The organism is Brevibacterium sp. Z349TD_9 (assembly GCF_056173565.1).
Window position 1 is genome coordinate 3,534,332 of the sequence record NZ_CM149680.1, and the last position, 15,593, is coordinate 3,549,924.

Below are 15,593 nucleotides of genomic sequence, written 5' to 3' on the forward strand. Positions count from 1 at the left end.
CGAGGTGCAGGTGGGTCACACCTGCACCTCGGGGACGGTCAGCCGGCTGATCGTCGCTGCTCGGTCCCGTGCCGCCTGCCGGCGGCCACGGGTCGGAGCGTCGGAGTGCTCACTTGCTCAGCAGAGCCAAGCGGAACTGGAAGGCGGGATCGAGGGTGTCCTCGACGCCCTTCACGTCCTTGCCGGAGACAGCGATCTGGTTGCCCTGGAGCAACGGCAGCGTCGGCAGCTCCTCGGCGAGCTGGTTCTGGATGTCCTCGATCGCCTTGGCGCGTTCGCCCTTGTCGGCGATCGACGCCTGATCGGTGAGCTCCTTGTTGATCTCCTCGTTGCGGTAGTGGTTGGCGAGGAAGCTCGGGGTCTCATCCGTGTCGTAGAAGAACGGCACGAGGTAGTTGTCGGCATCCGAGTAGTCGGGGAACCACCCGAGCTGGTACATCGGATAGACGTCGGCCGTGCGGTCCTCTGAGTACTGGACCCATTCCGTCGACTGGAGGTTGACCTTGAACAGGCCGGTCTTGTCGAGCTGATCCTTGATCAGGGCGTACTCGTCGCCCGAGGAGGGACCGTAGTGGTCGGGGTTGTACTGGAGGTTGAGTTCGACCGGGGTTGTCACGCCGGCGTCCTCGAGCGTCTTCTTCGCCTTCTCGACGTCCGCGCCGCCCTTGCCGTCGCCGTAGGCGGACTTGAGCGATTCGTTCGCGCCCGGCAGTCCTTCGGGGACGTAGGAGTAGAGCGGGGTGTAGGTGTCCTTGTAGACCTGGCTGGCCACGGCCTGACGGTCGATCGAGTCGGCCATCGCCTGGCGCACGGCCAGCGCCTTCTTCTCGTCGGTGTCGTCGGTCTTCTTACCGAAGGGCATCGTGTCCATGTTGTAGACGATGTAGCGGATCTCGCCGCCGGGTCCCTTGTGGACGGTGAGGTCGTCGTTCTTGCCGAGATCCTCGATGTCGGTGGCAGACAGCGAGCGCCACGCGACGTCGATCGTGCCCTTCTCGACGTCGAGCTTCATGTTGTTCGCGTCCGAGTAGTACTTCATCTGCACGGTGTCGGTCTTCGCCGGCTCGAGGTAGCCCTGATAGTCCGGGTACGCCTTGTACGTGATGAGCTCGTTGAACTTGAAGCCGTCGATGACGTAAGGGCCTGAGAAGGCCTTGCCGTCGACGATCTCCTGGTCAGGGGTGAGCTCGGTGGGCGAGAAGACGTCCTCGTCGACGATCGGTCCCGCCGCCGAGGCGAGGACGCCCGGCCAGGTCTGGTCGTTGTCGCGCTTGAGGTTGAAGACGACGGTCTTGTCGTCGGGGGTCTCGACCGATTCGAGTCCGCCGAGGAGGGACGACGGTCCGTTGGGGTCCTGGATCTTGATCTGCCGGTCGAAGGAGAACTTCACATCCGAGGAGGTGAGTTCGTTGCCGTTGGCGAACTTGAGGCCGTCCTTGAGCTTGACCTCGTACTTCTTCGGATCCGTGAAGTCCGCCGACTCCGCGATCGACGGGTTGAGCTCGGCGGTGCCGGGCTTGTAGGCGAGGAGGAACGGGTAGACCTGCTGCTCGACGAGAGAGGTGCCGTTGTCATACGCTCCGGCCGGGTCGAGGACGGTGACCTTGTCCGTCGTGCCCACCGTGAGGACGCCGCCGTCCTCGCCGCCGCCTCCACCGCCGGTGGTCGAGGTCGAGCATGCCGAGAGAAGCAGGGCGCCGGCCGCAGCGATGGCAGCGACCTTGATGCCGGTTCGACGTTTCATTGTGATCCTGTTCTGTCACATGTGCTCTCCGTGTCGTCTTTGCTCGGAGAGATCCGCGTCACATCATACGGATTCCGTCCCAGATAGTGAACCAACGGCCTCGCGGAGAGGGATACTGAGACCGTTTCGCAACCAAGAGTTTCCCGGATTGTCGGGCCTCACCGGCCAATTTGCGTCCCAGCTCACAATGGGCTTCACTTATGAGGTGGCTCACAGCGAAGCCACAACCTTCTTTCGAAGTGAGCGCTTCGAGTCGGGAGCCCGACTCGCGCAGCCAGCACCCACCCACGCATCAACGATTGGAAGAACGTGTCCGCAGTCATCGAATGGATCAACGGGATCATCTGGTCCTCGTGGCTTGTCTACCTCTGCCTCGGCGCTGGGGTGTACTTCACGATCCGCTCCCGCGCCGTGCAGATCCGCAAGGTCAAGACCATCTTCACCCAGATGTTCCGCGGCAAGAGCTCCGAGGACGGCGTCTCCTCGTTCCAGGCGCTCTCGATGTCACTGGCCGGACGCGTCGGCGTCGGCAACATCGCCGGCGTCGCCACGGCGATCGGCTTCGGCGGACCCGGTGCCGTCGTGTGGATGTGGATCTCCGCCCTCCTCGGCGCCTCGACCTCCTACGTCGAGTCGACCCTGGGCCAGACGTACAAGGAGAAGGACCCGAAGACCGGTGAGTACCGCGGCGGTCCGGCGTTCTACCTCGAGAAGGCGTACGAGTTCACACGCTTCGGCAAGTTCTTCAAGGTCTACGGCTTCGTCTTCGCCGCCGTCACCGTCCTCGCGATGTCCTTCCTCCTGCCCGGCGTCCAGTCGCGCGCCATCGGCGGTGCGGTGACGAACGCGTGGAACCTGCCGACCTGGGTCACGGCTCTCGCCCTCGTCGTCATCATGGCCTTCATCGTCATCGGCGGCGTCAAGCGCATCGCCCACTTCGCGTCGCTGGCCGTGCCGTTCATGGCCGTCATCTACATCCTCGCGGCGATCGCGGTGACCTTCATCAACGCCGACCAGATCGTGCCCGTCATCCAGCTCATCTTCACCTCCGCCTTCGGCATCGACTCGGCCCCCGATGCGGCCTTCGGCGGCATCATCGGCCTCGCCGTCCAGTGGGGCGTCCAGCGCGGCATCTACTCGAACGAGGCCGGTCAGGGCACCGGTCCTCACGCCGCTGCCGCCGCCGAGGTGTCCCACCCGACCAAGCAGGGCCTCGTCCAGGCCGGTTCGGTCTACATCGACACGCTCTTCGTGTGCTCGGCCACGGCCTTCATGATCCTCTCCACCGGCATGTACCGGGTGCTCAGCCCCGAGGGCGAGATCATCGGCTCCGGTCGCGGGCAGCTCGTCGAGGCCCTCGAGACGACTCCGGGCGAGGGCTGGCCGCAGTCGGGCCTCGACACGATGCTCCCGGGCATCGGCGCGAGCTTCATCGCGGTCTCGATCTTCCTCTTCGCACTGACGACGATCGTCGCGTACTACTACATGGCGGAGACGAACCTCGTCTACCTGCTCGGGAAGTTCAAGAACCCCGTCTTCCTCACGATCGGCACGCGAGCGCTGCAGGTGCTCATCCTCATCGCCGTCGCCATCGGCGTGATGAACGACAACCCCAGCGATGCGTGGGCGCTCGGCGACATCGGCGTCGGTGCCATGGCGTGGCTGAACATCGTGGGCATCCTCATCCTCCAGCAGCCGGCGTTCAAGCTGCTCCGCGACTTCGAGCGGCAGCAGAAGCTCGGCCTCGACCCCGAGTTCGACCCCAAGGCCGTCGGCATCAAGAATGCGACGTTCTGGGAGGAGCGCTGGGCGAGGCTGAAGGCCGGCGAGAGCGTACCGCAGGGCTGATCCGCACAGAGCCAGCGAGGTCCGGGACAACGGCGTCCCGGACCTCGTGTCGTCTCCGCATGCGTTCGGGGTCCCGGTGGCCGCGACTCTCAGCGCTCCGGCCGCACCTGCGCGCACCCCCCCGAACGCCGATGGGCCCCGCACTGCTCATCTGCAGTGCGGGGCCCGTCGAGGCTCAGTGCCGGGCGATCACTTCACGCTCGTGCCCGCCGAGCCGAGGTTCTCGCAGGCTTCGACGACGCGCGCGGCCATGCCCGCCTCGGCGGCCTTGCCGTAGGAGCGCGGGTCGTACTCCTTCTTGTTGCCCACCTCGCCGTCGACCTTGAGCACGCCGTCGTAGTGACGGAACATGTGGTCGGCGACGGGGCGGGTGAACGCGTACTGGGTGTCGGTGTCGACGTTCATCTTCACGACGCCGTGGCGGACCGCCTCGGCGATCTCCTCGGCACTCGATCCCGAACCGCCGTGGAAGACGAGGTCGAAGGGCTTGTCCTTGCCGACCTCCTTGCCGACGGCGGCCTGGATCTCGCCGAGCAGCTCGGGACGGAGCTTGACGTTGCCGGGCTTGTAGACGCCGTGGACGTTGCCGAAGGTCAGCGCTGTGAGGTAGCGGCCCTTCTCCCCGGTGCCGAGCGCGCGGACGGTCGCGAGTCCGTCCTCGACGGTCGTGTAGAGCTGCTCGTTGATCTCGTTCTCGACGCCGTCCTCCTCGCCGCCGACGACGCCCACCTCGATCTCGAGGATCGCGTTCGCGGCGGCCGCGAGCTCGAGGAGCTCCTCGGCGAGGACGAGGTTCTCGTCGAGCGGCACGGCCGAACCGTCCCACATGTGCGACTGGAAGTACGGCTGGCCGCCGGACTTCACGCGCTCGGTCGAGGCCGCGAGCAGCGGCTTGACCCAGGCCTCGACGGCGTCCTTGGGGGCGTGGTCGGTGTGGAGGGCGATGTTGACGTCGTAGCTCTTGGCCACCTCGGTGGCGAAGGCGGAGAACGCGATCGCTCCGCGCACCCGGTCCTTGATCGTCGGGCCGGAGATGTACTCGGCGCCACCCGTCGAGAGCTGGACGATGCCGTCCGACCCCGCCTCGGCGAATCCGCGGATCGCGGCGTTGATCGTCTGCGAGGACGTGCAGTTGATCGCCGGGTACGCGAAGCCCTGGGACTTCGCCCGGTCGATCATCTCGGCATACACTTCGGGGCTGGCAATGGGCATATGGGCTCCTTGGTCGATGCGATCGCGGTCAGGTGCCTCCAGCCTACTCGGTCACTCCCGCCCCGGTCACGGCTTGGGGCCGCTTCCGCCCCGTCCTCGCCGAGTTAGGGCACCCCCGCCGAGGCGGTCGCAGCCTTCCGGTCGGCCGACCGCCCGGGCCCTCCCGCGGAGGAACCGGTTCGACATCGGCGCCGGTTTCGGATTGGATCCTCCTCGGGGGCCGAGGGAGCCGAAGGACTGGGGACCCGAGCGGCCGAGGGACCCGAGCGACCGAGGGACCCGAGCAACCAGAGACGCCGACGGCCGCGTGGACGAATCCACGCGGCCGCCGGCGCTGGGAGCGGGCTGTGCTCACCGCCCGCGGGCGGGGACCCTACCGATCCTTGCGGTCCTCGGAGTCCCGACGGGAATCGGAGTCCTTGCGCGGGTTGAGCTTCCAGGCGGCGTCGCGGAGGCCCTTGCCCTCCTTGCCGTCCCGGCGCCCTGAGCCGTCCCGGTGCGATCCGTCTCGGCCCGGCCCGCCGTCGTGACGGTCCCGACCCGGTCCGCTGTCACGGCCGTCGCGACCACCACGGGCTGCCTTGTCGCGCTGGCGCTCGATGAGGCCGCGGCTGCGCGTGATCTGGTAGTCGATGCGCTCGTCGACGATGTCGCCGAGGTACTGGTCGAAGTCGTCGGCGAGGTGCTCGCCCACCGCACGGTAGGCGGCGGCGCGCTCGATCGCAGCCGTGCGCTTCGCCTCCTTGCCGAACGCCTTGAGCGTCGAGACGCAGACGAGGATGAGCACGATGCTGAACGGCAGCGCCGTGATGAGCGAGCCCGCCTGCAGCGCCGTGAGACCGCCCGCGGTGAGCAGGGCGATCGCCAGCGCACCTTCGAGCAGAGCCCAGAGCACACGCGACCAGATCGGCGGATTCGGGTGACCGCCCGAGGCGAGCATGTCGACGACGAGCGAACCCGAGTCCGAGGACGTGATGAAGAAGATCGCCACGAGGATGATCGCGATGACCGAGAGCACCGAGCCCAGCGGCAGTCCGCCGAGGACGTCGAAGAGCACACGCTCGGCGACGACGCCCTCCTCGGGATCGACGAGGTCGCCCGCGCCGAAGAGCTGCCGGTAGATGCCGGCTCCGCCCATGACGGAGAACCAGAAGAATCCGACGAGCGAAGGCACGAGGAGGACACCGGCGATGAACTCACGGACCGTGCGGCCGCGCGAGATGCGGGCGATGAAGACGCCGACGAACGGTGCCCACGAGATCCACCAGCCCCAGTAGAACAGGGTCCACGAGGCGTTCCACGCGGCACCCTCCTCACCGGTGTAGGCGCCGATGTCGAAGGTCATGCCGAGCACATTGGCGAGGTAGACGCCGAGGGACTCGACGAAGTTCTGGAAGAGGAAGAGCGTGGGACCGAGCACGAGCACGGTGACGAGCAGGAGGCCCGCCAGCGAGAGGTTGATGTTCGAGAGCCACTTGATGCCGGCACCCACACCCGAGACCACGGAGAACGTGGCGAGCAGGGTGATGATGACGATGAGGATGACGAGGAAGAGGTTGTCGTACTCCCCGACGAGGCCGATGTGGGCGAGTCCCGCGGAGATCTGCTGCACGCCGAGGCCGAGCGAGGTGGCGATGCCGAAGACCGTGCCGAAGATCGCGATGATGTCGATGAGGTCGCCGGCCCAGCCCTTGACGTAGCGGCCGAGCAGCGGTTCGAGCGCCCAGCGGATGGACAGCGGGCGACCACGGCGGTGGATCGCGTAGGCGAGTGCCATGCCGAGCACCGCGTAGAGCGCCCACGGGTGCAGTCCCCAGTGGACGAAGGTCTGGGCCATGCCCAGCTGCGCGTTCTCGACTTCGCCGCCGGGCCAGCCGGGCTTGCCGCCGGTGGTGGCGAAGGTGAGCGGTTCGGCGACGCCGTAGAAGACGAGGCCGATGCCCATGCCCGCGGCGAAGAGCATCGCGAACCACGAGAGGATGCCGAACTCGGGTTCGTCGTCGTCCTTGCCGAGCTTGATCCTGCCGTACTTGGACACGCCGACGACGATCGCGAAGGCGACGAAAGCTCCGACGACGAGCATGTAGTACCAGCCGAGGTCGGCGACGATCCACGACTGGATGCCGAGGATGGTCTCACCGGCACCGGTCGGGAAGACGATCGAGAGCACGGCGACGGCGACGATGACGATGAGCGCCGGCCAGAAGACGCGCGGCGCGATCATGCCGCGGCCGATCTTCACGCCCTGCCGGCGCAGCTTCTCCGTGATCGCCTCGTCCGAGTCGTCCTCGCCGATGTGGAGCTTGTCGGGCAGGTGGAGTCTGACGGGATCGGGTGCCCCGAAGAGATAGTGGTTCTGCTCCTCGTCACCCGGCGGAGTGCCCGCCGAATCTGTCGTGTCCGCCTGGGAATCAGTCATGTGGTCCTTCGTATCGGGTGCGTCCAAACGACTTTCCACCTTGCCGTAATCCTGGGCAAACATCAACCGAATTCCCATGTGGCGACCATGAACCGACCGTTCGGTTCAGTACAGTGACGTCATGCGCGCATACCCGAGATCCCCGTCCAGCTCACGCCGAGGCGTCTTCAGCTGGGCCCTGTGGGACTGGGGTTCGGCGTCGTTCAATGCCGTGATCATCACATTCGTCTTCACCCCGTATCTGACGAAGGGAGTGGCCGCGACGGAGGAGGCCGGATCGTCCGCGCTCGGCTGGTCGCTGGCCGCGGCGGGCCTCGTCATCGCCCTCGTCGCCCCCGCCGTCGGCACCCGTGCCGACGCCGGCGGCCGACACAAGCTGTGGCTCGGCGTCCACACCGCGATCGTCGTCGCGACGATGTTCGGCCTCTTCTTCGTCCGCGACTCCCCCGCCTACCTCTGGCTGGGCCTCCTCCTCATCGCCGTGGGCAGCGTCTTCTTCGAGTTCGCCGAGGTGGCCTACAACGGCATCATGGTCCGCATCAGCACCCCGGACAACGTCGGGAAGGTCTCCGGATTCGGCTGGGGCATGGGGTATGCGGGCGGGCTCGTCCTCCTCGTCCTCCTCCTCGTCCTCGTCATCCAACCCGAGGTCGGCCTCTTCGGCGCCACCGACGAGGGCGGGCTGCGCTTCCGCATCGTCGCCGCACTCTCGGCGGCCTGGTTCGCGATCTTCGCGATCCCCGTCCTCATCACCGCACCCGGCGCGAAGGCCACGGGCACCTCGGCGGGGCATCCGATCCGCGCCTTCCTCTCCGACTACGCCTCCCTCGTCCGCCGTCTCGTGCGGATGTGGCGGACCGAGCATCAGACGCTGCGGTTCTTCATCGCCTCCGCGGTCTTCCGCGACGGGCTCGCCGCGATCTTCGCCTTCGCCGGGGTGCTCGCGGCCGGCAGCTACGGCTTCTCCGCCTCCGAGATCATCATCCTCGGAGTCGCCGCGAACGTCGCCGCCGGGGCCGGCGCGATGATCGCCGGGTTCTTCGACGACCGGTTCGGCCCCAAACCCGTCATCATCGCAGGCCTCATCGTCATCATCCTCGGCGGCGTCCCCATCCTCTTCTCCGCCGAGGCGGCCGTGTTCTGGGTCTGCGCCCTCGTCCTCAGCTTCTGCGTCGGACCGGTGCAGTCCTCGTCGCGGTCGTTCCTCGCCCGCATCACCCCGCCCGAACGCGCCGGAGAGAACTTCGGCCTGTACGCGACGACCGGCCGGGCCGTGAGCTTCCTCGGCCCGGCCATGTTCGCCCTCTCGATCTCGATCTTCGGCTTCCAGCGCGCCGGCACGCTCGGCATCATCGTCGTCCTCATCGCAGGCCTCCTCCTCATCATCCCCGTGAGACCGGAGGCACCGCAGATGTCGATGGCGGCGATGAGGGAGGACTGACCCCGTCGAGGCGGGTCTCCGTGCCCGTGGTCCGCTGACCGGGCGTCGGAATCGGCTGAACGGCCGGGGACCGGCTGATCAGCCGCGGGCGAGGAGGTCGTCGATCTGGCCGATCGCCTCCGTGGCGCCTTCGACCACACCCATCTCGAGGACCGTGCGCAGGCCGTCGACGCTGTCGAAGACCGAAGTGCAGACGGCCTTCGTACCGTCGCCGTCCGGGGTGAACGTGTAGGTGTTCGTGCTGCCGGGCAGGTTCTCGTCGATCGTGAAGGACTCGTCGGCGAACCAGTCCGTGAACTCGAAGCTGTGGGGCGCGTCGACGGCCGTGACCTCCCACAGCCCGTAGTACCTCTCCCCCTCGGGACTCGTCATGAAGTAGGTGACCCGGCCACCGGGTTCAAGCGCGTGGTCGACGACGGTGGCGGGATAGGTCGGCGGTCCCCACACCCGCTCGAGCTGACGGGGGTCGGCGTAGACGTCCCAGACCCTCTCGGGCGGGGCGGCGAAGCGGGCGACCATCGTCAGGGTCTTCGTGTCCTCGTCGTGGCTGGTCTCTGTCACGGGCATGGCGTCTCCTCACTCCTGCGACCGTCTCGGTCGCCTCGACACCGACCCGGTCGGGTCGGCCTGTCCGGGGCTCACGCATCCTCGGCGAGGAGGGCGTCGATGCGCTCGACGCGGCCCCGCCATTGGACCTCGAGTTCGCCGAGGAGGTCGCGCACGGTCCGGATCGCACCGACGTCGGCATGGGTCACCTGCGACCTGCCCACGCGTTCCTTGGTCACCAGTCCCGCGCGTTCGAGCACGGCGACGTGCTTCTGGACCGCGGCGAAGCTCATGTCGTAGGACGACGCGAGCTCGGACACCGACAGCCCCTCGACCGCGACCCGGCGCACGATGTCGCGCCTGGTCCGGTCCGCCAGCGCCTGGAAGACCGCATCGGTGCGATCGTCGATGAGGGCGTCGGCGGAGGCTGTCATGGCCTCATCCTACAACCGATTGGTTGTACGTCAAGACCTCCGACGAGGTGCGCGAGAAATTCGCCTGTGAAGAATTCACCGCGACCCTGTTGACAGCACGATTGAACATGCGTTTAATATTAAACATGCGTTCAACCAGCCCGCAGAAGGAGCCCGGCCGCTCCCCCAATTCGTCTCCCGAGACCGCGCAGAGGATCCTCGACGCGGCCGTCAGAGAGTTCGCCGCCCACGGGTTCGCGAAGACGACGGTGCGCGCGATCGCCGCGGCCGCCGGCGTCTCCCCCGGACTCGTCATCCACCACTTCGGGTCGAAGGAGGGGCTGCGCACCGCGTGCGACGACCACGTCTTCGCGCTCATCACCGAGAAGAAGGCCGAGAACGCCCAGTACGCGGTGATGGCCATGCAGATGATGTTCGACGACCCGGTGATGACGACTGCCGTCGAATACCTCCTCAAATCTCTCCTCGACCCCAGCCCCCACGGCCAGCGCTACTTCGACCACTACGTCGACCTCGTCGAGTCCTATCTCGCCGACGGCTTCGCCGGCTACAGCTTCCGACGCAGCGACGACCCGCACGGCCAGGCGGCCACCCTCGCCGTCATGGCGCTCGCCCCGGCGATGCTCGCACAGCGCCTCGAGTCCAACCTCGGCACCGGCGACATCGCCGAGACGATGACCCGCATCGCCCCGCACCTGCTCGACCTCTACCAGAACGGCGTCCTCGACTCCGTTCCCGACCAGACCCCCGACACTCCGACCAAGGGAGATGACACACCATGACGATGACGACGACGACCGCGCGCGACCGCTCACCGGGCACCTCCTCGGCGGCCATCGAACTCGACCACGTGGTCAAGAGCTACGGACGCGTGCGCGCCCTCGACGGCCTCGACCTCACCGTCGACCGAGGCGAGGTCCACGGCTTCCTCGGCCCCAACGGCGCCGGGAAGTCGACGACGATCCGGATCCTCCTCGGGATCCTCCGCCACGACCGCGGCCGGGTCCGCCTCCTCGGCGAGGATCCGTGGTCGCAGGCCGTGTCGCTGCACCGGCGCCTCGCCTACGTTCCCGGCGATGTCGAACTCTGGCCGGGTCTGACCGGCGGGGAGGCGATCGACCTCTTCTCGCGGCTGCGCGGCGGGGTCGACGAGCGCAGGCGCGACGAGCTCATCGAGCGCTTCGACCTCGATCCCAGGAAGAAGGGGCGGACGTATTCGAAGGGCAACCGGCAGAAGGTCGCGCTCATCTCCGCGCTCGCCTCGAACGTCGAGCTCCTCCTCCTCGACGAGCCCACGGCGGGTCTCGACCCGCTCATGGAGGCCGTCTTCCAGGAGTGCATCCGGGAGGCGAAGGAGCAGGGGCGCACCGTGCTCCTCTCGAGCCACATCCTCGCCCAGGTCGAGGCGCTCGCGGACCGGGTCTCGATCATCCGGGCGGGCAGGATCGTCGAGAGCGGTGCGCTCGCCGATCTCCGGCACCTCTCGCGCACGACGGTGACCGTGCAGGTCGTCAAGGACATCCCCGAGCTGACGAGGATGTCCGGCGTCCACGACCTCGTCCGCGAGGGACGCCAGCTGCACTTCAGCGCCGACACCGCGCAGCTGCCCGGCATCATGCGGGCACTCGGCGAACACGACATCGAGTCGCTCACGGCCACCCCGCCGACGCTCGAGCAGCTGCTGCTGCGCCACTACGGAACGGAGGAGTCATGACCACCACCCGTCTGCTCGCCGCCGACGACCCTCGTGCGGACAAGCGCACGCCCGCGCACCGCGACCATCCGGCCCACCGGGCCGAATCGGGGTCGAACCTCTCGGGCCTGGGCACGATGCTGCGCTTCATGCTCCGTCGTGACCGCCTCCGGCTTCCCCTGTGGGTGCTCGGTCTCACCGTGATGACCGCGTACTTCGCCAACGCCATCGCCGTCGTCCTCGAGGGGTCGTCCCTCGAGTCGATGATGGTCTTCGCGCAGAACCCGGTCATGGGCATCATCACCGGCCCCGGCTACGGCTTCGACGACATCACGGTGCCGCGGTTCGTCGTCGGCATGTACGGCGTCTTCCTCATGCTCGGCGCGGCCCTCATGGGGATCCTCACGATCTCCCGCCACACCCGCAGCGAAGAGCAGACGGGGCGTGCCGAGCTCATCCGCGCCAACGTCACCGGCCGGCACACGCAGCTCATCGCCGCCCTCGTCCTCGCCGTGCTCATGAGCGCTCTGACGAGCCTCGGCATGGCCGCGGCGTTCTACTTCTCGCAGGCCGAGCCGCGCCCGTTCTCCTCGGCGCTGCTCTTCGGCGTCAGCGTCGGCTCCGTCGGCGTCGTCTTCGCCGGGGTCGCGGCCGTGACCGCGCAGCTCTCCGCGTTCGCCCGGGCCTGCTCGGGTATCGCCGGGGCCGTCCTCGCCGCGTTCTTCATCGTCCGCGGCCTCGGCGACATGTCCGCCGTCCAGGACGGGGACCTCGACTGGCTGTCGTGGCTGTCCCCGCTCGGCTGGGCGCAGCAGACCGCGCCATTCACCCTCGACCGGTGGTGGCCGCTGTGGCTGAGCGCAGGATTCTTCGTCCTCCTCGTCGCCCTCGCGCTCACCCTCCAGTCGCGGCGCGACCTCGCCGCGGGCATCCTTCCCGATCGCCTCGGGCGGCCGGAGGCCTCGAAGGCGCTGAGCTCGCCGTTCGCCCTCGCCCTGCGCCTGCAGCGCTCGAGCCTCATCTGGTGGTCGGTCGGCATCCTCGCCATGGGCGTCATCTTCGGCTCGTTCACCTCGCCGATGGCCGAGGGCGCCGAGGGCATGCCGCCGGAGATCCTCGCGATCATGGGCGGGGCCGACGGCATCGTCGACGGCTACCTCGGGTACATGGCGCTCTACTTCACGATCATCGTCGCCGTCTTCGCGATCCTCTCCGCCTCCGGGCTGCGCAGCGAGGAGCAGGCCTACCGCACCGAGCCCGTGCTCGCGACCGGCGTCAGCCGTCCCGGTTGGATGCTTGCGTGGGCGGCGGTGACCTTCCTCGGCTCGCTGCTGCTCATGGGCCTCGCCGGCCTCGGTGAGGGTGTCGGGGCTACGGCCTCGACCGGCGACTGGGACCTCCTCTGGCCGTCGTTCGTCGGCCACGTCGCACAGACGCCAGCCGTGTGGGTGCTGCTCGGGATCGTCTACGCCCTCTACGGTCTCGCACCGCGACTGCAGGGCGTGGTGTGGGTCGTCTTCGCCCTCGGTGCCGTGCTCGCGCTCTTCGGCGGGATGCTCGACCTCGACGAAGCGATCCTCGACCTCTCGCTGTTCGTCCACATCGGCCAGTACCCCTCGGTCGATCTCGAACCGCTCGCGATGGCCTGGCTCACCGGGGCCGCCGTCCTCCTCACGGTGATCGGGGCCGCGGGCTTCCGCCGCCGCAACCTCATCACGGCGTAGGACTGCGCCACGTCAGCGCACGACCGGCCGCGGTGCGGGAGTCACTCCCGCGCCGCGGCCGTCTCCGTTCCTGCGGGCACCCGCGGCTCAGCTCGGCGGGACCGCCGCGGCCGCTGCGACCGGTCGGTCTGGCGCGGCTCAACTCGGGGTGACGAATCCGAGCGAGCTCGCGCGGGCGACGACCTCGGCGCGACTCGAGACCCCGAACTTGCGGTAGAGGGCCGAGAGCCGGTTCTTCACCGTTCCGGGCACCTGATGGAGCTCGGTCGAGATCTCCGCGATCGTCAGCCCGGACGCGAGCAGCGTGAGCAGCCGCGTCTCGGGGTCGCTCAGCTGCGGCATCGACGTCTCGCTCACGGTGATCGTCCCGACGTCCCGCAGCCGTGCGAAGAGGGCGTCGCGGGTCGCGAAGTCGCCGGAGAAGGTCTCGAGCGCCCCGTCCCACGCGGGGTCGTCGGCGCTGAGGTCGAGGAGCCGGATCCGGTCGTGCCACGGGAGCAGGGCCAGGGGCAGCAGGGAGCTCACCCAGGCCGAGAGCCCGATCGCCGTGCGCAGCTCGGCCACCGCCTCGGCGTCGCGTCCCAGTCGGCTCAGGGCAGCCGCCTTGAGCGCGGCGAGGTCGGCGCGGCCCGACGGCGTGAGCATCCGATGGTAGAACCACGTGTCGGCGAGCGCGATCGCGCTTTCGACGCGGCCGGCGACGAGTTCGACCCGCACGCTCTGGACCACGCGGATCGCGGAGTCCGCCGACATCTGGTCGAGTTCGACCTCCGCCCATCGCAGCTGGCCGAGGGCGATGAAGATGAGGCTGCGGCTCGCGCAGAGCAGGTCCCTCTCCGTCTCCGAGGGGATCGGGAACTCACCGTGGGTCTCGACCTCGTCGTTGGCGAAGAGCAGCGCCGACTCCGTCGTCGCCGAGAGCACGGCGAGGATCCGCCCGAGCACGGGGACGATGGCCTGCAGGCCCCAGCCCTGTGGGGCGGCGGCGAGGTCGTCGATCCTCCTCCGCGCCCCCTCGAGGTTGAGGCGGTCGAGGGCGCGCACCGCGGCGGCCGCGCTCCACGCGGGATGGACCATGTCGTCGACGAGCGTCGGAGGCTGTCCCGCGAGGCGGGCGAGGAGACGGTCGGCGCGTTCGTGGTCGGCGCCCGTGGCCGCGGCGAGCGCCGACCATGCGAGGGCCGCGGGGAGGAGGAAGTCCCCGTCGACGTGGCGGACGCTCGCCTGGCCCTCGACGTCGTGGAGGATCGACAGCGCCTTCGAGAGCCGACTGTCGTGGACGGCGCTGATCGCCGTGAGCAGACGGATGGTCAGCTGGGCGCGCCGCGCGCCCGGGCGCACCCTGGCGGAGAGCCCGAGCTCGACGGCCTCGGCATGCCGCCCGGCCGCCGCGAGCTCGGCGATCGCCCGGATCGTCTCGAGCGGCGTCGCCGCATCGCTCTCCGGCACCAGGCGGCCGTCCGCCGGCGCCTCCCCGCTCTCCGACTCACCGTCGGGGCGCACACCCGCCGCCGTCCCGGACGAGACGAAGAGCTCCCGCATCCGCCCCTGCCGGGTCTCGGCGGCGACGGCCTCGCGCAGCTCCTCCTCCCTGATCGTCCCTTCGCCGACTCCCCCGCCGAGGCGGCCGAGGACGTCCTCGGCCAGCCGTGAGAGGAGTCCGAGCTCGGGTTCCGCACGCAGCGCCTCGGCGGGCAGTCCGGCGAAGGCCATGCACGCCGAGGCGGGGGTGAGGAGGAACATCGGCAGACCGATCGACTCCGAGAGGCGGACGAGGTCGTGCCAGAGTCCGGCCCGGCGGGCGAGGGTGAGGACGTCGGAGAGGATGGCCGGTTCGACCGCCTCGGCGCTTTCGAGGTGGTCGTTGAGCACGGCGACGAGCCGGCTGATGAGGCCTTCCTCCTCCGTGGGAGCGACGTCGCGGCGGAAGGCGGCGGCGAGCAGCGGCGGCACGCGCAGGTACCGTCGGCCGCCTGATTCCCCGTCGGCGACGATGACGCCGGCCATGCGCAGGCGCATGAGCACCCCCTCGGCGTCCCAGAGCTCCGTCTCGACGCCGGCGGGGACGGAGGTGAGCGCGAGCAGCGCGGTCTGCTCCGTGAACGAGCTCAGGTGCGCGAGCACTCTGGCGACCCAGACATCGGCCGTGCTCAGGTCGAGCGCCGGGGCGGGAGCGAGCGAGGCGACGTAGTCGGCGAAGCTGCGGGAGCTGAGGTCGACGGCGAAGTCCGCGCTCGCAGCCGCTTCGACGGCGGTGCGTCCGAGGACGAGGTCGCCGCCGCTGGCGGAGAGGAGCTCGGCAGCGAACTCCTGGTCGGCGACGCCGAGGGCGTCGGCGAAGTCCGCAGTCGTCCGGTCGGACCCTTCGTCCTGACCGGAGTCGGCAATCGAGACCATCTTCTCCAGACCTCCACCTCGGCGGGGCGAACCAGTGTCGCGCACATCGACGTACATCACGGTCCCTCTCTCCGATCCACAGCACGGACGAGGGCATGCGTCCCCGTCGCGGCTCCGGACCGATCGCTTACCGAC

The 15,593-nt window shown here is 68.7% G+C and carries 11 protein-coding genes; 5 read left to right on the forward strand and 6 right to left on the reverse strand.

Translation table 11 applies throughout. The annotated features are described in order from the left end of the window. Positions 1–109: 109 nt before the first annotated feature. Positions 110–1,744, reverse strand: a complete 1,635-nt coding sequence (locus AC0VYB_RS16325) for an ABC transporter substrate-binding protein (RefSeq protein WP_063249646.1) — start codon at positions 1,742–1,744, stop codon at positions 110–112. A gap of 309 nt (positions 1,745–2,053) precedes the next feature. On the opposite strand from AC0VYB_RS16325, the gene AC0VYB_RS16330 reads away from it, so the two are divergent. Continuing rightward, a complete protein-coding gene (locus tag AC0VYB_RS16330) occupies positions 2,054–3,592 on the forward strand; it encodes an alanine/glycine:cation symporter family protein (protein WP_475384849.1) in 1,539 nt (512 codons plus the stop codon). 189 nt (positions 3,593–3,781) lie between these two features. Here AC0VYB_RS16330 and fbaA read toward each other — a convergent pair whose 3' ends face one another. After that, entirely contained in the window at positions 3,782–4,804 is a 1,023-nt protein-coding gene (gene fbaA / locus AC0VYB_RS16335; protein ID WP_475384850.1) for a class II fructose-bisphosphate aldolase, read from the reverse strand. Between the two features lie 373 nt (positions 4,805–5,177). Then, on the reverse strand, positions 5,178–7,223 hold the full coding sequence (locus AC0VYB_RS16340; protein WP_475384851.1) for a BCCT family transporter: 2,046 nt from the start codon (positions 7,221–7,223) through the stop codon (positions 5,178–5,180). A 121-nt stretch (positions 7,224–7,344) separates the two neighbouring features. On the opposite strand from AC0VYB_RS16340, the gene AC0VYB_RS16345 reads away from it, so the two are divergent. Further along, on the forward strand, positions 7,345–8,664 hold the full coding sequence (locus tag AC0VYB_RS16345; RefSeq protein WP_259863017.1) for an MFS transporter: 1,320 nt from the start codon (positions 7,345–7,347) through the stop codon (positions 8,662–8,664). Between the two features lie 78 nt (positions 8,665–8,742). Here the strand turns inward: AC0VYB_RS16345 and AC0VYB_RS16350 are convergent, their stop codons facing one another. Further along, entirely contained in the window at positions 8,743–9,231 is a 489-nt protein-coding gene (locus AC0VYB_RS16350) for an SRPBCC family protein (protein WP_119296669.1), read from the reverse strand. Between the two features lie 71 nt (positions 9,232–9,302). Continuing rightward, positions 9,303–9,644, reverse strand: coding sequence for an ArsR/SmtB family transcription factor (locus tag AC0VYB_RS16355; protein ID WP_009378806.1), 342 nt, complete (start codon positions 9,642–9,644; stop codon positions 9,303–9,305). Between the two features lie 125 nt (positions 9,645–9,769). On the opposite strand from AC0VYB_RS16355, the gene AC0VYB_RS16360 reads away from it, so the two are divergent. The 3 genes from AC0VYB_RS16360 to AC0VYB_RS16370 are packed head-to-tail and all read left to right on the forward strand — an operon-like array spanning position 9,770 to position 13,061. Next, a complete protein-coding gene (locus AC0VYB_RS16360) occupies positions 9,770–10,426 on the forward strand; it encodes a TetR/AcrR family transcriptional regulator (protein WP_009378802.1) in 657 nt (218 codons plus the stop codon). Continuing rightward, positions 10,423–11,358, forward strand: a complete 936-nt coding sequence (locus AC0VYB_RS16365; RefSeq protein ID WP_193338469.1) for an ABC transporter ATP-binding protein — start codon at positions 10,423–10,425, stop codon at positions 11,356–11,358. The genes AC0VYB_RS16360 and AC0VYB_RS16365 overlap by 4 nt, the downstream gene beginning before the upstream one ends. Continuing rightward, entirely contained in the window at positions 11,355–13,061 is a 1,707-nt protein-coding gene (locus AC0VYB_RS16370) for an ABC transporter permease (protein WP_193338470.1), read from the forward strand. The genes AC0VYB_RS16365 and AC0VYB_RS16370 overlap by 4 nt, the downstream gene beginning before the upstream one ends. A gap of 138 nt (positions 13,062–13,199) precedes the next feature. Here AC0VYB_RS16370 and AC0VYB_RS16375 read toward each other — a convergent pair whose 3' ends face one another. Further along, positions 13,200–15,515, reverse strand: a complete 2,316-nt coding sequence (locus AC0VYB_RS16375; RefSeq protein WP_227007144.1) for a helix-turn-helix transcriptional regulator — start codon at positions 15,513–15,515, stop codon at positions 13,200–13,202. Between the last annotated feature and the right edge of the window lie 78 nt (positions 15,516–15,593).